Origin of the sequence: Cobetia sp. 10Alg 146 (assembly GCF_029846385.1) — a bacterium.
GTDB classification, from domain to species: domain Bacteria; phylum Pseudomonadota; class Gammaproteobacteria; order Pseudomonadales; family Halomonadaceae; genus Cobetia; species Cobetia marina.
This window is the reverse complement of the sequence record NZ_JARWKT010000002.1, coordinates 394,247-410,779: the sequence shown is the minus strand read 5'-3', so window position 1 is coordinate 410,779 and position 16,533 is coordinate 394,247. Positions and strand designations below refer to the sequence as shown.

Sequence of the window (16,533 nt, the reverse complement as noted above, 5' to 3'; positions counted from 1 at the left end):
TGTTGAGTAGAATGGTCGGAAATAGAATCACTGGAAGGGCTTTCCCATGGCCAACACGCCAAAAGCGGGTGAGAAGACACCCCCCAAGATCGAATTCCCCTGCGATTTCTCCCTCAAGATCGTCGGCAATGCCGCCGAAGATCTCGTCGAAGTGGTCTGCAATGTCCTGGAAGTGCATGCGCCCGGCTTCGACGCCACGGCCATCACCTGGCAGGACAGCAAGAACGGCAACTATCGCAGCATCCGCGTGGTGATCCGAGCCACCGGAACCGACCAGCTGGATGCCTTGCACCGTGACCTCAAGGCCACCGGTCGCATCCACATGGTATTGTGACGTTCGCGTGAGACGAGCGACTTCACTGGCTTGCGCCATGAGCACAGGAGCGCATGCATGAACACGATTCACGTCCACCACCTCGGCGTGCTGCCGTATGAGGAAGTGTGGTCGGCGATGCGTGACTTCACCGATACCCGCTCGCCGGAGGCCCCGGATGAGCTGTGGGTAGTGGAGCACGCCCCCGTCTTTACCCAGGGACAGGCTGGCAAGCCGGAACATCTGCTGATGCCGGGTGACATCCCGGTGGTGCAGACCGACCGGGGTGGCCAGGTGACCTATCACGGCCCCGGCCAGCTGGTGCTCTACCCGTTGCTCAACGTCAAGCGTGGCGGCATCGGCGTTCGTCAGCTGGTCACTGCGCTGGAAGAGACGGTGGTGGCGGCGTTGGCCGAGCACGGCATCGAGGCGTATCCACGCCCCGATGCCCCGGGGGTCTACGTGAAGAAATCGGCGCAGCGCATGGATGATCCGCGCCGCTCGATGGAAGAGGCCAAGATTGCCTCGCTGGGGTTGCGCATCCGACGTGGATGCAGTTTCCATGGCGTGGCGATCAATCTGGACATGGACCTTGCGCCTTTCGGGCGCATCAATCCCTGCGGCTATGCCGGCATGGCGATGACCCAGCTACGCGACCTGACGCGCGAGCCGGTGGATCTTGCCGCTGAGCGTGACCGCCTGGTGCGTTGTCTGGGCGCAAGCCTGGGGGACGTGACCCTGACTCCGGTGAGCGGGCTGCCCGCGGCACTGGCTGACATTTCTCGAACAGCAGGACAGAACTGATGACCGAGACCACCGCTACCCCGAAGCCCGCTCCCTCCGCTGCTCCTGCTCGCAAGGAGCGTGGCGTGAAGCTGCGTGGCGCCGAGAAGGTCGCTCGCATTCCGGTCAAGGTGATTCCCACCGAGACCTTGCCGAAGAAGCCGGACTGGCTGCGCGTGCGCATGCCTGCCTCCCCTGAGGTGAGCCGCATCAAGCAGACCCTGCGCAAGCACGGCCTGCACACGGTGTGTGAAGAAGCCTCCTGCCCGAACCTGGGCGAGTGCTTCAGCGGCGGCACCGCGACCTTCATGATCATGGGCGATATCTGTACCCGTCGCTGCCCGTTCTGTGACGTGGCCCACGGTCGTCCCAATGCGCTGAATGCCGACGAGCCGCGCGAGCTGGCCGAAGCCATCGCCGAGATGCGCCTGAATTACGTCGTCGTGACCTCCGTTGACCGTGATGACCTGCGTGACGGTGGCTCCAACCACATCGCCGAGTGCATCCGCGAGATCCGCGAGAAGTGTGAAGGTACCGAGATCGAAGTGCTGGTGCCGGACTTCCGTGGCCGCATGCAGGTCGCGCTGGACGTGCTCGAGCAGACGCCGCCGGATGTCTTCAACCACAATCTGGAGACCGTGCCGAGCCTGTACCGCCGCGTGCGTCCGGGCGCCGACTATCAGTGGTCGCTGGATCTGCTCAAGGGCTACAAGGAGCGTCGCCCGGAAGTGAAGACCAAATCCGGTCTGATGCTGGGGGTGGGCGAGACTGACGAGCAGGTGCTCGAGGTCATGCAGGACCTGCGCAATCACGGCGTCGACATGCTGACCCTCGGGCAGTACATGCAGCCGTCACGCAGCCACCTGCCGATCGATCGTTGGGTCCACCCGGATACCTTCGACTGGCTCGGTCAGAAGGCGCGCGAGATGGGCTTCTCGCATGTCGCCTCCGGTCCGCTGGTGCGCTCTTCCTATCACGCCGACAAGCAGGCGCATGGTGTGGAAGTGAAATAAGCCGGACTGGCCCAAAAAAAACCGCCGCGGAGATCATCTCCGCGGCGGTTTTTTTGGTTCATGAGCACAGGGGCGTGTGGTGGAGCGTCATTGCTCCGTGGCCAGCGGCAGGCAGGCGACGCTGTGCCCGGGAATCGGCTCCATCGGCGCGCTGAAGTGTGCGTTGAGCTCCGGCAGCAGCTCGCGCACGAAACGCAGGAACAGCTCGGTGACCGGCGTGGGGTAGCGATCCTTGGGATAGACCGTGCACCAGGAGCGTCTGAGCGGGAAGCCCGGCAGGGACGGCGAGGCCAGCAGGCCGGAGGCCAGCTCCAGCTGGACGGCCAGCCGCGGCAGGATCGCCACGCCCAGATGCGCCATCACGCCCTGCTTGATGGCCTCGTTGGAGCCCAGCTCCAGCGTATGGCGCAGCGAGACGCGCTCGCGGGCGGCGAATTCCTCGAAGGCGGTACGCGTGCCGGAGCCGGGCTCGCGCATCAGCATGTAGTACTGGGCGAGATCCTCCAGCGTGACGCCCTTGACGTCCAGCAGCGGGTGGCCGGGCCAGACGATGGGGATCAGCTCGTTGTCCAGGATCGGCATGAAGGCCAGGTTGGCGTCATCGGGCACCATGCCCATGATCACCAGGTCATCGCGTCGCTCGGCGAGGCGTTCCAGTGCCTGGCCGCGATTACAGACGCGCAGGCGCACCGAGACTTCCGGGTAGCGGGCACGAAAGCGCGCCAGAATGTGGGGCACCACATACTGGGCCGTGGACACGGCCGCCAGATTCAGCTCGCCACGGATGGTGCCGGCGATTTCCGACAGCTCCATCTGCAGGCTCGAGACTTCCCCGAAGATCGACTGTACCGAGCTTGCCAGCGCATCCGCCGCCGGCAGGATATGCAGCGTCTTGCCGGCATATTTGAACAGCGATTGCTCGAGCGCCTGCTCCAATTGGCGAATCTGGGCACTGACGGCGGGCTGTGTCAGTCCGAGTTGCTCAGCCGCACGCGAGTAGGACTGCTGGCGATGGACAGCCTGAAATACCTGTAACTGTCTGAAAGTTAATCGGTTTAGCAGATTTGGACGCGACATGACACACCCAGTCATAAGGTTTTGCTTATAGATTGGCAAAAAAATATCAACTTTTCTATTGGTCTCTCGCTGGGTAGCGTGGAAAGCCTGAGAACATGACTGCCCTCGCAAGCCTTCAGGGTTGCAGGAGAGTCAGACGCAAGCCGTCAACAACAAGATCACCGCGTTCCGTCAGGGAGAGTCACCATGTTCCGCAAGTTGCTGATTGCCAACCGAGGGGAAATCGCAGTGCGCATTGTACGCGCCTGTGCCGAGATGGACATCCGCTCTGTCGCGGTCTACACCGAAGCCGATCGTTTCTCGCTTCACGTCAAGCGTGCCGATGAAGCGCATTTCATCGGCGAAGACCCGCTGGCCGGCTACCTGGACCCCCGTCGCCTGGTGGATCTGGCCCGCGAGACAGGCTGTGATGCCATTCATCCGGGCTATGGTTTCCTTTCCGAGAATGCTGAGTTCGCGAGAATCTGCGAAGCGGCGGGCATTGCCTTCGTGGGCCCGTCCAGTGATGTCATCGCGCGCATGGGAGACAAGACCGAAGCCCGCGCCGCCATGAAGGCGGCTGGCGTGCCGGTCACGCCGGGCTCGAAGGGCAATCTGGCCGATGTCGAGGAAGCCTTGAGCGTGGCGGAACAGGTGGGGTATCCGGTGATGCTCAAGGCTACCTCAGGTGGTGGGGGGCGGGGTATCCGGCGTTGTGATGATGCCCAGCAGCTCAAGCAGGCCTGGGGTCGCGTGATCTCGGAGGCTACCAAGGCCTTCGGCAGTGCGGATGTCTTCCTGGAGCGCTGCGTGGTCGACCCGCATCACATCGAGGTCCAGATTCTGGCCGACAGTCACGACAACGTGATCCATCTGTTCGAGCGTGACTGCTCCATCCAGCGCCGCAACCAGAAGCTGATCGAGATTGCCCCCAGCCCTCAGCTGACGCCGGAGCAGCGCTCCTACGTCGGAGAGATGGCGGTGCGCGCCGCGCGGGCCGTGGGCTATCGCAATGCCGGTACCGTGGAGTTCCTGGTCAAGGGCAACGAGATCTACTTCATGGAGATGAACACCCGCGTCCAGGTGGAGCACACCATCAGCGAGGCGATCACCGGCGTGGACATCGTGCGCGAGCAGATCCGCATCGCCTGGGGCCACAAGCTGGCCTTCCGTCAGGAAGACATCCGCCATCACGGCTATGCCATCCAGTTCCGCATCAATGCCGAGGACCCCAAGAACGACTTCCTGCCCAGCTTCGGGCGCATCACGCGTTACTACGCCCCCGGCGGGCCTGGCGTGCGAACCGATACCGCGATCTATACCGGCTACACCATCCCGCCGTATTTCGATTCCATGTGCCTGAAGCTCATCGTGTGGGGGCTGACATGGGAAGAGGTCATCAATCGCGGGTCACGCGCCCTCAATGACATGCGCCTGCAGGGGGTCAAGACCACCGCGCCTTACTATCAGGAAATCCTCAAGCATCCGGACTTCCGCAACGCGCGCTTCGATACCGGTTTCGTGGCGGCGCATCCGGAGCTGACCCAGTACTCGGTCAAGCGCCTGCCGGAACAGACGGCACTGGCGATCGCGGCGGCGATCGCGGCGCACGCCGGTCTCTGAGTCCACCCCTGACATGCCGTTCGAGTCCTTCCCCCGACTCCTCAACCAACAATGACAAGGACACCTGACATGACTGCTGCTACCTCCACTCCCCATGCCGCGAGCGACTCTGCGGCGGATGCCGTCAAGGTCACCGAAGTCGTCCTGCGTGATGGCCACCAGTCATTGATCGCCACGCGCATGCGCACCGAGGATATGCTGCCCATCGCGGCACGTCTCGATCAGGCCGGCTTCTACAGCCTCGAGGTCTGGGGCGGTGCGACCTTCGATGCCTGTGTGCGCTTTCTGAAGGAAGACCCCTGGGCGCGTCTGAAGTCGCTCAAGGAAGCCATGCCCAACACGCCGCTGCAGATGCTGCTGCGCGGCCAGAACCTGCTCGGCTATCGTCATTATGCCGATGACGTGGTGGAGGCCTTCGTCGAGCGTGCCGCGGCCGGCGGCATCGATATCTTCCGCGTGTTCGATGCCCTGAATGACCTGCGCAACATGGAAACCGCCATGCGCGCGGTCAAGAAGGCCGGCAAGCACGCCCAGGGCACCATCTGCTACACCGTGAGCCCGGTGCATACGCTGGAGATGTATGTCGAGCAGGCGCGCAAGCTGGTCGAGATGGGCGCCGATTCCATCGCGATCAAGGACATGGCCGGGCTGCTGACCCCGTATGCCACCTTCGACCTGGTGAGTGCGCTGGTCGAGGCTGTCGAAGTGCCGATCCACCTGCACAGCCATGCCACGGCAGGCCTGGCACCGCAGTGTCAGATCAAGGCCGTCGAGGCGGGCTGCCGCCACATCGATACCTGCATCTCGGCCTTCGCCGGTGGCACCAGCCACCCGGCCACCGAATCCTTCGTCGCCTCGCTGCGTGACACTCGCTGGGACACCGGACTGGAACTGGAGTCGCTGCGTGAGATCGGCGACTACTTCAGTGAGGTGCGCCGCAAGTATTCGGCCTTCGAGAGCGAATTCACCCGTGAGGATGTCTCGGTCCAGATCAGCCAGATTCCCGGCGGCATGATGTCCAACCTGGCCAGTCAGTTGAAGGAGCAGAATGCGCTGGAGCGCATTCGTGAGGTGTTCGCCGAGATTCCGCGTGTGCGTGCCGATCTGGGCTATCCGCCGCTGGTCACCCCGACCTCACAGATCGTCGGTACCCAGGCGGTGCTCAACGTGCTGACCGGCGAGCGCTACAAGAGCATCACCAATGAAGTGAAGCGCTATCTGCAGGGCGGCTATGGCCAGGCGCCGGCACCGGTCAACGAAGAGGTTCGCTCGCGTGCCATCGGCAACGCACCGGTGGAGGTCGGGCGTCCGGCGGATCTGCTGAGCCCGGAAATGGCGCGTCTCACCGAGGAGCTGGGCGAGCTGGCCGAGTCCCCTGAGGATGTCTTGACCTTCGCCATGTTCCCGGAGCTGGGGCGTGACTTTCTCAGCGAGCGCCGCGCCGACACCCTCACGCCGGAAATCATCCCCCAGGGCGAGGCGGAGCGTCCGGTGTCTTCCGGCGTGCCGACCGAGTTCGTCATCGATGTCCACGGCGAGTCCTATGCGGTGCAGATCACCGGCGTCGGCGGTGCCAAGGGCAGCAAGCGTCACGTCTATCTGACTCTGGACGGCATGCCGGAAGAGGTGGTGTTCGAAGCCAAGGACGATTACGTGGCAGGTGGCCAGAGCGGCGGGCGCGCGAGTGCGTCTGCGCCGGGGCACGTCACCACGGCGATGCCGGGCAATATCGTCGAGGTGCTGGTGGCGGTGGGTGACAGCGTCACGGCAGGTCAGTCGGTGCTGATCAGCGAGGCGATGAAGATGGAGACCGAGATCACGGCGCGCGTCGACGGTACCGTCAAGGCCATCCACGTGGCTCGCGGCGATCGCGTCACGCCGGGGGAAGTACTGATCGAAATCGAGTGATGCCGCGGCCGGCGAGGTTGCAAAACCCGCTCGCCGTCTCCATCTGACAGCTATTCGATCACCAGGGACGGCCGGGCATCGTGGATGTCCTGCCGTCCTTTCCTGTGGAAGGACCATCATGGCAACACATTTCGAGCAGGTTCCCGGCCTGAGTGAGCAGATTGATCCGGCTACCCGAGGCTATGTCTTCAACCAGACCATGCTGCGCATCAAGGATCCGACGCGTAGTCTGGACTTCTATACCCGTGTGCTCGGCATGCGCTTGGTGCGCAAGCTCGACTTCCCGGAAATGCAGTTCAGCCTCTATTTCCTCGCCTATCTGGACGACGACCAGGCCAGTGACGTGCCGAGTGATGATCTCAAGCGCACCACCTACACCTTCGGGCGTGAGGCGATGCTGGAGCTGACGCACAACTGGGGGACCGAGGACGACCCGGACTTCGCCTATCATGACGGCAACGCCCAGCCTCAGGGCTTCGGCCACATCGGGGTCAGCGTGCCGGACGTCTACGCCGCCAGCGAGCGCTTCGAATCGCTGGGTGTCGAGTTCGTCAAGCGCCCCGATGATGGCAAGATGAAGGGTCTGGCCTTCGTCAAGGATCCCGACGGCTACTGGATCGAGATCCTGCGTGCCGATACCTTCGAGCGTCAGGCCAACGGCCAAGCCTGAGGCAGGCCTCCGATGTAAAAGAACCGCCACCACCGGCATGCCCGGGGTGGCGGTTCTTTCGTTGATACGACACCCCGCGTTGCAGGGGTGTCAGTGGCATCCGGTTGCTGCAATGATGAGGTCTGACTGAGACGCTCAAGGTTCGAGATTGAGGGACCTTGAGATTGAGGGACCTTGAGATTGAGGGACCTTGAAATCGATGGCCCATGACGAAAGGGGAAACAGCCATGTCGGAGAATGCACAGCAGTTGAGCGGCAAGGTGGCGGTGGTGACCGGAGCCTCGCGCGGCATCGGCGCAGGCATCGCTCAGCGTCTGGCGGCGGACGGCGCCCGGGTGGTGGTCAATTACCGCAGTGATGTCGATGGGGCGAATCAGGTGGTGGCCGAGATAGTGGCAGCTGGCGGGCAGGCGCTTGCCGTCCAGGGCGATGTCGGCGACAGCAAGATGGCCAGTCAGCTGTTCACGGTGGCCACTGAGCACTATGGCGGAGTGGATATTCTGGTCAACAATGCCGGGATGAGCCTCTACAAGCCGCTGGCCGAGTTCACGGATGAGGACTTTTCCAGTCTGATGCAGGCCAACCTCACCGGCAGCTTCAACATGATGCGCGAAGCCTCGCGCAAGCTGCGTGATGGGGGCCGCGTGATCAATATCTCCACCTCCGTGACGCGCCAGATGTTCGCCACCTATGGTCCCTATGCGGCGTCCAAGGCCGCGGTGGACCAGCTCACTCGCGTGCTGGCCAAGGAGGTCGGCGCACGCGGGATTACCGTCAATGCCGTGGCGCCGGGCCCGACGGATACCGGGCTGTTCCGGCATGGCAAGAGCGAGGAGACCATCGAGCGCCTCAAGGGCATGGCAGCGCTGGGGCGTATCGCGGATGCCACGGATATCGCGGCCGTCGTGGCCTGGTTGGCCGGTGAGGAATCCGCCTGGGTCACCGGGCAGGTCATCGGCGCCAATGGTGGTTTCGCCTGAGTGCGCCATTTACGGCTATGCTGATGGCAAGTCGGATGTTCATCAGTCGTTGTCATGAGGGGCAGGGATGAAGGTGACGGTAAGCGAAGCTCAGGAAAATGCATCGACAACGCGCGCATCGGCTCATGTGCTGCGGGTCGGCTACCCGGGACGGCTCGGGGGGTACTCACGCGAATGCGCCGCCAAGATGTATGCCTCGAATGCCACCTTGAGTGCCTATGCGGGCATCGACGAGGTGGTCAACGCCCTGGTGAGAGGAGAGGTGGAGGCTGCCGTCGTCCCCTGGTCAAGAGGGCATCAGCGACCGGTGACGGCCACCCACGAGGCGTTGGCCTGCTGGCCGGGCATTCGGGTGGAGCGTCGGCTTTTCCGTGCCATCAGCCTCAGCCTGCTGGGGCCACCGGACCTCTGTCCCTCGAAGGTCCAGCGCATCGTGGCGCGCGAGGCTCTGTTCGAGGAGTGCAGCGAGTGGCTTGAGCACAATCTCCCCGGTGTCGCACGCATCGAATGCCTGCACATGGCGGATGCGCTGGACATGGCCGAGGGGCGCCACGATACCCTGGCGATCGCGCCACCGTCTCTCGCACGCAGGCCGGGTCTGGTGTGCCTTGCCGAGCGGATCGAGGACGACCCCGGGCGTGTCGCTCAGTTTGCGGTGTTGAAGCGCGATACCAGCAGCGTGCGTGGCCAGGGATATCTGGACGACGCGCCCTCAACTTCGCCAGATTGTGTGGCAGGCGAGTCTGATCCGGGCTGAGTATCCTTCGACATGGAAGCCATCGCCCGTGCGTCGCTGCCATGTCCGGTGACCTGCTGATACTCTGAAGGCTTTCCTTGCCTCGGGTACGACACGATGCCTCACTCCATTGCTTCCTCAGAGACTGACACGAGAGCGTCAAAGGCCGATGCTACCTCGGCCAGCAGCCCCGACAGCTCGCCGTTGTCGTTTCCTGCATCCCCCGCGCCTCTCGACTCCCCCCTTGCGCTGGATGCGCGCCTGCCGGTACGGCCTGCCCCTTACGAATGTTCGCTGCCGAGTGCCGGACTGATTCTGGTCGATGAGATCAACGGCTTCTGTCAGGTGCAAGGAGGCGCTCTGGCCCCGCAGGCCGACAATGCCCAGGTAACCCGCATGGTGGCGCTCAGTAACGACGTGGCGCGCTGTTTCTCGGCGCACGCCCGCCCACTGCTGGCCTTCATTGACTCCCACTCACCCGGCGTCCCGGAGCCGCCCTATCCCGCTCACTGTGAGCAGGGTAGTGGTGAGGATGAGCTGGTGGCAGAGCTTGCGTGGCTGGAGAGCGATCCGCATGCCACTCTGGTACGCAAGGATTGCATCAATGGATATATTGGCGCGATCGACCCGGCAATCGGTGTCAATGCGCTGCAGGATTGGGTTGGCCGGCAGCGACTGAAGACGCTGGTAGTGGCGGGAATCTGCACGGACATCTGCGTGATGGACCTGGTGCTGACGCTTCTCTCTGCACGCAATCATGGTCTGCTGGGCGAGGTGAGCGACATCGTGGTGCTGGAGCCTGCCTGCGCCACCTATGATCTGAGTGCGGAAAGCGTGGCTGCCCTTGGATTGCCTGCGCCCGCCATCCACCCGCAGCGAGACGCCCATCACATCGGGCTCTATTGCATGGCCTCACGCGGGGCGATCATCGCCAGCCAGCTCAGGATTCAGGCGTGAGGCATCAGACGCCTGGAGGAATGCGCTTGAGGCTGTCAGTCAGGTACAGGTCCGAAATGTAGTTTGATTACGACATTTTTGCGGATATTCGCTGTTCTGCATGAAGCCAATGACCATGTGGATCACGCTGACATGAGCCCATACGCAGACGCCCGCCCACTCAAATGAGGGGCGGGCGTCTGCGTGTATCGGCAATGTGCCAGTGTCAGGCGCGGGTGCTGACCCAGTCATTGGCATCGGGGACCGCGATCTCGACCGACTCCGACATCAGTGATGAGTGGAACATGAAGTCGGCACTCGCGACATTGTTGGCCACCGGCACGTTCCACAGTGTCGCCAGGCGCAGCAGCGCCTTGACGTCAGGGTCGTGCGGCATCGGAGCGAACGGGTCCCACAGGAAGATGAGCAGGTCGAGATTGCCTTCGGCGATGCGCGCACCGATCTGCTGATCACCACCCAGCGGCCCGCTCATCAGGCCTTCGACCTCAAGTCCGAGCTCCTTGCTGATGCGTCGGGCCGTGGTGCCGGTGCCCAGCAGCTGGTGGCGTGACAGCTCATCGCGCCAGCGCATGGCCCAGGCCAGCATCTCATCCTTCTTGCCATCGTGAGCCACCAGCGCAATCCGCTTGCGTTCTGCCAGGGTGCGTCGTGCCTGGCGCTTGGGTCGTTGCTCGCTCATGCCGCTTGATCTCCTGAAGGCGGGGTGTCAGCCCCGCCAGTGATAACGCTGCCGGTGTCGATCCGTCGATGCCGGTCGCTCAGTCGATGGTGCCACCGACAGTGACGATCTTCATGGTGTTGGTGCCACCGTGGGCATTCATCTGATCGCCTCGGGTCAGAATCACCAGATCACCACGGTTGGCGATGCCGCGCGCTTCCAGCTCGGCGATGGCGCGACGGTTGATCTCCTGCGCCGGCAGCTCGCTGGAATCGAAGGGCAGTGACACCACGCCACGATAGAGAGCCATGCGACGCTGGGTCTTCTGGTCCTGGGCGAGACCGACGATCGGCAGACCCGAGCGGATGCGCGAGGCGATCAGCGGGGTATAGCCGGATTCGGTCATGCAGACGATGGCCACGACACCCGTCAGGTGGTTGGCCGCGTACATGGCAGACAGTGCGATGGTCTCATCTGTCTTGCTGAAGCCTTCGTGGATGCGGTGCTGGGATTCCTGGGCGGCACGTTCACGCTCGGCACCCAGGCAGACACGATCCATGGTCTCGATGGTCTCGACCGGGAAATCGCCTGCCGCGGTCTCGGCCGACAGCATCACGGCGTCGGTGCCGTCGAGCACGGCATTGGCGACGTCGAAGACTTCGGCGCGGGTCGGCAGCGGGGCGCTGATCATCGACTCCATCATCTGGGTCGCGGTGATGACCACGCGGTTGAGGCTGCGGGCACGGCGGATCATGCGCTTCTGCACGCCGATCAGCTGTGCGTCGCCTATCTCCACGCCCAGATCGCCACGCGCCACCATCACGCCTTCACTGGCGAGGATGATGCCGTCGAGCACGGCGTCGTCGGCGACGGCTTCGGCGCGCTCGACCTTGGCGATCAGGCCGATGTCACGACCTTCCTCGCCCAGCAGCTCACGTGCCAGCTGCATGTCGGCGCCACTGCGCGGGAAGGAGACGGCCAGATAGTCCACGCCGATGTCGATGGCGGTCTTGAGGTCTGCCTTGTCCTTCTCGGTCAGCGCCTCGGCGGACAGGCCACCGCCTTGCTTGTTGATGCCCTTGTTGTTGGACAGCTTGCCACCCACCTTGACGGTGGTGTGGATCTCGTTGCCCTTGAGTTCGTTGACCTCGAGCACCACGCGACCGTCATCAAGCAGCAGAACGTCGCCGGCGACCACGTCATCGGCCAGTTGCTGATAGTCGCAGCCGACACGCTCGACGGTACCTTCATCGCGGCCCAGGCCGATGTCCAGGATGAACGGTTGGCCTTCCTGAAGCTGGACAGCGGTGTCCTTGAAGCGGGCGATGCGGATCTTCGGACCCTGCAGATCACCCAGCACGGCGACGCTGCGGCCCTGGGCGGCGGCGGCGGCACGGACGGCCTCGGCACGCATGCGGTGGTCTTCGGGGCTGCCGTGAGAGAAGTTGAGGCGAACCACATCCACTCCGGCACGGATCATCGCGTCGAGGACGCCCGGCTTGTCACTGGCCGGACCGAGTGTGGCGACAATCTTGGTGCGGCGGATCGGGCCGTTGAACGCGTGCGGCATGAGAACATACTCCTTGAACACTTGCGTGAGGGGTCAGGCGGTTTGTGTTGTCATTTTACTACATTGACGACGTAAAGGGAGCCTGTCGAGTGTCGTGGTTGATTGGTGTGGTAGCGCGTGAGTGATTCGGCTGCCATGGCGGCGATGGTAGCGACATGACTTGCGTCTTCACAAGCGCTGGCGTCAGGCTGGTGGCCAGTCAGACATGGCGTGATCCGAGAGGCCCTGGCTGTGAGGATGGCATCTACGTTGACCCGCAGGCCTGCCACTGCCTGTGTCAGTAATGCCACACTGATGTGACGAATCGTGAAAAGGCCACTTATATATAGTCATGGCTTGCCTGTCGTCATGGCGACACATGCACCTGGCGGGTCTGGCAGGTCCGGGTGCCGGTCGATGACCGCGTCATGCCTCGGGCGTCGATTCTCGAGATTCGGGGTGGTGTGTGATGTCCGCTGCCACCACCCACATGTCGTGGTGCTGGCAACATTGCTGGTCAGCGCTGAAATGCTGGGGTAGGGTAGGCGCATTTTTAGGCTGGGATAAAACCCAGCGCTACGAGTCATTCGCCGGTGCAGTCAGCGCCGGCCAGGAGATGCGAGCAACCATGGGCAAGTCACTGGTGATCGTCGAGTCGCCTGCCAAGGCCAAGACCATCAACAAGTATCTCGGCAACGACTTCGTGGTGAAGTCGAGTGTCGGGCATATCCGCGATCTGCCGACCAGCGGTAGCGGCAAGCAGGCCACCGATCCCAAGGAGCGTGCCCGTCAGGCAGCCGAGACGCGCAAGATGTCGCCGGAAGCCAAGGCGGCTCACAAGGAAAAGAAGGCCAAGACGCAGCTCATCCGTCGCATGGGGGTAGACCCGGAGAACGGCTGGGAGGCGCATTACGAGATCCTGCCCGGCAAGGAAAAGGTCGTCTCCGAGCTGACGCGCCTGGCCGAGAAGGCCGACACCATCTATCTCGCGACGGATCTGGACCGCGAAGGGGAGGCGATTGCCTGGCACCTGCGCGAGACCATCGGTGGCGACGATACCCGCTACAAGCGCGTGGTGTTCAACGAGATCACCAAGAAGGCGATCACGGCGGCCTTCGATGAGCCGGGCGATCTGAAGATGGACCGCGTGCATGCTCAGCAGGCGCGTCGCTATCTGGATCGTGTCGTCGGTTTCATGGTCTCGCCGCTGCTGTGGGCCAAGGTGGCTCGTGGGCTGTCGGCCGGGCGAGTGCAGTCGGTTGCCGTGCGCTTGATCGTCGAGCGTGAGCGTGAGATCCGTGCCTTCATTCCGGAAGAATTCTGGGATGTGCACGCAGAGCTTGCCGCGACCAGCGGCGAGGCGATCCGTTTCGAGTTGGCGCGTCAGGATGGCAAGGCCTTCCGTCCGACCAGCGAGAAGGAAACGCTGGATCGCATCGCGGCGCTGCGTACCGCTCGGCTCGCGATTTCCAATCGCGAAGACAAGCCGACCCGCTCCAAGCCGAATGCCCCCTTCATCACCTCGACCCTGCAGCAGGCGGCCAGCAGTCGTCTCGGCTTCTCGGTCAAGAAGACCATGATGATGGCGCAGCGCCTCTACGAGGCCGGTTACATCACTTACATGCGTACCGACTCGACCAATCTGTCGGCGGACGCGGTGGCCACCGCGCGGGACTTCATCGCTGAGGAATTCGGCGACAACTATCTGCCGCAGGCCGCCAACGTCTACTCCAGCAAGGAAGGCGCCCAGGAAGCTCACGAAGCGATCCGTCCCTCCGAGGTGGCGCGTCGCGCGACGGACCTCACCGGCATGGAGCGTGATGCGGAGCGTCTGTATGAGCTGATCTGGCGTCAGTTCGTCGCCTGCCAGATGGTGCCGGCGGAGTATCTGTCCTCGACCCTGACCATCGAGGTCGATGGCTACGAGCTGCGCGCCAAGGGCCGGGTGCTCAAGTTTGACGGTTATACCCGCGTGATGAAGCCGGCGGGCAAGAAGGAAGAGGACCAGTCACTGCCGGACCTGGCCATCGGCGAGGTGCTGGAGCTGGTCGAGCTGGACCCGCAGCAGCACTTCACCAAGCCGACGGCGCGTTACACCGAAGCCAGTCTGGTCAAGGAGCTGGAGAAGCGCGGCATCGGCCGTCCTTCGACCTATGCGGCCATCATCTCGACCATTCAGGATCGTGGTTACGTGGCGCTGGAAAATCGGCGTTTCTACGCCGAGAAGCTGGGTGACATCGTCACTGATCGTCTCAGTGAATCCTTCAAGGACCTGATGGACTTCGGCTTCACCGCGCGCATGGAAGACTACCTCGATGAGGTGGCCAACGGTCAGCGCAACTGGCGTGAACTGCTGGATGCCTTCTACGCCGAGTTCAAGGCCGAGCTGGATCACGCCCAGTCAGAAGAGGGCATGCGCCCGAATCAGCCGGTGCCGACCGATATCGCCTGCCCGACCTGTGGCCGCGAGATGCAGATCCGTACCGCCTCCACTGGCGTCTTCCTGGGGTGCTCCGGTTACAACCTTCCGCCCAAGGAGCGCTGCAAGACCACCATCGACCTGTTGCCGGGGGATGAGGCGGTCGCCGCTGACGCGGATGAGAATGCCGAGACCGATGCACTGCGTGCCAAGCGCCGTTGCCCGATCTGCGCCACGGCCATGGACAGCTATCTGATCGACGAGCAGCGCAAGCTGCACGTCTGCGGCAACAGCCCGGACTGCGTGGGACATGAAGTCGAGCAGGGTCAGTTCCGCATCAAGGGCTACGATGGGCCGGTCATCGAGTGCGACAAGTGCGGTGCCGACATGCAGCTCAAGACCGGGCGTTTCGGCAAGTACTTCGGCTGCACCAACGAGGATTGCAAGAACACCCGCAAGCTGCTCAAGTCCGGTGAAGTGGCACCGCCGAAGATGGACCCGATCCCCATGCCGGAACTTGCCTGCGTGAAGGTCGAGGATCACTACGTGCTGCGTGATGGCGCCAGTGGCCTGTTCCTTGCCGCCAGTCAGTTCCCCAAGAATCGCGAGACGCGTCCGCCGCTGGTCAGCGAGCTCAAGGCGCATGCCGACGAGCTCCCGGAGAAGTATCACTTCATCCTCAAGGCGCCGGAGAAAGACCCCGATGGCCGCCCGACGCAGATTCGTTTCTCGCGCAAGGCCAAGGAGCAGTTCGTGATGACGGACGAAGATGGCAAGGCGACGGGGTGGAAGGCGACCTTCGACAACGGCCGTTGGGTCGTCGAGGACAAGCGCAAGGGAGCCAAGAGCTGATGAGCCAGCGTGGCCGCACCAATCAACTGCTGTATCAGGCCGAGTTGCTGCTGGAGCAGGCGGCCGTCGCGACGCGTGATGAGCATGCCGTCGCACGGCGCATGGCCGGTGAGGAAGGGGCGCTGGCGTTGATGGAGCTGGCATTGGCCTCGTTGATCGAGGAGTGCGCCGCGTCGGCACGCTGGCCTGAGGGCAGCTGGCGCGAGCGGCTGGCCACACCGCCGACTCCCGTGGCGGAAATCGAGCAGTTGCGAAGCCTGCAGGCGCAGCCGGACAGTTGGTTGAGCCAGCTGGTGGCCGATATCACGCGTCTGCATGAAGAGGGCGGTGCTGCCCGGCGTGAGGAAGGCCAGGCGCGTGGCGATGGTCTCATCATCGCCGCGGCGGCCAATGCGCCTCTGGCAGAGCGTCTCGCCACGGCAGTCAGCGCCATGAAGGCGTTGCTGTCACACCTTCGCGAGTCGAATGTGGAGTGGTAGCGTCGCGCCTTGCCTGACCCGAAGGCGCTGGCATGTCACGCACCTGTCATTCAGGTGACGCCCTGGCATGACGGGTGCTAGACTGGCGGCATTGTGGCAAGCCCTGCATTCTCCGGTACGACCATGGCTCTGGCTGTGGTCGTACTTTTTTCTGCATTGTCGCCAGTGACTGCAAGTCGCAGGGCCTGCCCGCCGTCAAGCTGACGATCACAACGACGCCGGTATCCTCAGGATGCCGTGCAGGAGGAATGACGTGTCCGATCCCGCCGTACTTGAAATCGTGCAAATGGAAGATGGGGAAGTGATCCTGCGTGCCGCCGAGAGTGAAGGTGAGCCACTTCTGAGTATCCGCATCTCCGATGAAGCTGCCGATCTGCTGCGTGACAATCGCTTCGAGGTCGCGCGTGAGATGATCGACCACGCCATCACCCGCACCCGCCTGTGGGATGGCGAGGATGATGAAGACGAGCAGTCGGAAGGCATGGTGCACTGAGCACTTCCCGCATGTCTGCCTGCCACGAAAAAACCCGCCAATCG

Annotated in this window: 15 protein-coding genes; 12 read left to right on the top strand and 3 right to left on the bottom strand. The window is 63.2% G+C overall.

Features of this window, described 5'->3' with window-relative positions; genetic code table 11:
- Positions 1-46 precede the first annotated feature (46 nt).
- Genes QD172_RS04735 through lipA form a run of 3 tightly spaced genes read left to right on the top strand, consistent with a single transcriptional unit; the run spans position 47 to position 2,109 of the window.
- Positions 47-334: a DUF493 domain-containing protein gene (locus QD172_RS04735; RefSeq protein WP_077371930.1), complete on the top strand. Its 288-nt coding sequence runs from the start codon at positions 47-49 to the stop codon at positions 332-334.
- A gap of 57 nt (positions 335-391) precedes the next feature.
- Positions 392-1,117: a lipoyl(octanoyl) transferase LipB gene (gene lipB, locus QD172_RS04730; RefSeq protein ID WP_084209158.1), complete on the top strand. Its 726-nt coding sequence runs from the start codon at positions 392-394 to the stop codon at positions 1,115-1,117.
- Positions 1,117-2,109, top strand: a complete 993-nt coding sequence (gene lipA, locus QD172_RS04725; RefSeq protein ID WP_077371936.1) for a lipoyl synthase — start codon at positions 1,117-1,119, stop codon at positions 2,107-2,109. Before lipB ends, lipA begins: the two co-directional genes overlap by 1 nt.
- A gap of 87 nt (positions 2,110-2,196) precedes the next feature.
- On the opposite strand, the gene QD172_RS04720 is transcribed toward lipA, so the two are convergent.
- A complete protein-coding gene (locus tag QD172_RS04720) occupies positions 2,197-3,186 on the bottom strand; it encodes a LysR family transcriptional regulator (protein WP_077371939.1) in 990 nt (329 codons plus the stop codon).
- A gap of 186 nt (positions 3,187-3,372) precedes the next feature.
- On the opposite strand from QD172_RS04720, the gene QD172_RS04715 reads away from it, so the two are divergent.
- The 6 genes from QD172_RS04715 (at position 3,373) to QD172_RS04690 (ending at position 10,039) form a co-directional block, all read left to right on the top strand.
- Positions 3,373-4,788, top strand: a complete 1,416-nt coding sequence (locus QD172_RS04715) for an acetyl-CoA carboxylase biotin carboxylase subunit (protein ID WP_077371943.1) — start codon at positions 3,373-3,375, stop codon at positions 4,786-4,788.
- Positions 4,789-4,857: 69 nt separating this feature from the next.
- Complete coding sequence (gene oadA, locus QD172_RS04710) at positions 4,858-6,696, top strand: sodium-extruding oxaloacetate decarboxylase subunit alpha (protein ID WP_279855135.1); 1,839 nt, start codon at positions 4,858-4,860, stop codon at positions 6,694-6,696.
- A gap of 118 nt (positions 6,697-6,814) precedes the next feature.
- Positions 6,815-7,366 carry a lactoylglutathione lyase gene (gene gloA / locus QD172_RS04705; protein ID WP_077371949.1) on the top strand — a complete coding sequence of 184 codons (552 nt, stop codon included), beginning with the start codon at positions 6,815-6,817 and terminating at the stop codon, positions 7,364-7,366.
- Positions 7,367-7,593: 227 nt separating this feature from the next.
- A complete protein-coding gene (locus tag QD172_RS04700; protein WP_176502788.1) occupies positions 7,594-8,346 on the top strand; it encodes an SDR family oxidoreductase in 753 nt (250 codons plus the stop codon).
- A 67-nt stretch (positions 8,347-8,413) separates the two neighbouring features.
- Positions 8,414-9,103, top strand: coding sequence for a prephenate dehydratase domain-containing protein (locus tag QD172_RS04695; protein WP_084209155.1), 690 nt, complete (start codon positions 8,414-8,416; stop codon positions 9,101-9,103).
- A gap of 183 nt (positions 9,104-9,286) precedes the next feature.
- Complete coding sequence (locus tag QD172_RS04690; RefSeq protein ID WP_279855134.1) at positions 9,287-10,039, top strand: isochorismatase family protein; 753 nt, start codon at positions 9,287-9,289, stop codon at positions 10,037-10,039.
- Positions 10,040-10,244: 205 nt separating this feature from the next.
- On the opposite strand, the gene QD172_RS04685 is transcribed toward QD172_RS04690, so the two are convergent.
- Positions 10,245-10,718: a methylglyoxal synthase gene (locus QD172_RS04685; protein WP_077371960.1), complete on the bottom strand. Its 474-nt coding sequence runs from the start codon at positions 10,716-10,718 to the stop codon at positions 10,245-10,247.
- Between the two features lie 79 nt (positions 10,719-10,797).
- Entirely contained in the window at positions 10,798-12,267 is a 1,470-nt protein-coding gene (gene pyk / locus QD172_RS04680) for a pyruvate kinase (protein WP_077371963.1), read from the bottom strand.
- Between the two features lie 607 nt (positions 12,268-12,874).
- On the opposite strand from pyk, the gene topA reads away from it, so the two are divergent.
- From topA to QD172_RS04665, 3 genes are all read left to right on the top strand, one after another.
- Entirely contained in the window at positions 12,875-15,517 is a 2,643-nt protein-coding gene (gene topA / locus QD172_RS04675) for a type I DNA topoisomerase (protein WP_077371966.1), read from the top strand.
- Positions 15,517-15,996 carry a DUF6586 family protein gene (locus QD172_RS04670; protein WP_077371969.1) on the top strand — a complete coding sequence of 160 codons (480 nt, stop codon included), beginning with the start codon at positions 15,517-15,519 and terminating at the stop codon, positions 15,994-15,996. Before topA ends, QD172_RS04670 begins: the two co-directional genes overlap by 1 nt.
- A gap of 253 nt (positions 15,997-16,249) precedes the next feature.
- Positions 16,250-16,489: a hypothetical protein gene (locus QD172_RS04665; RefSeq protein ID WP_103751365.1), complete on the top strand. Its 240-nt coding sequence runs from the start codon at positions 16,250-16,252 to the stop codon at positions 16,487-16,489.
- The last annotated feature ends 44 nt before the right edge of the window (positions 16,490-16,533 follow it).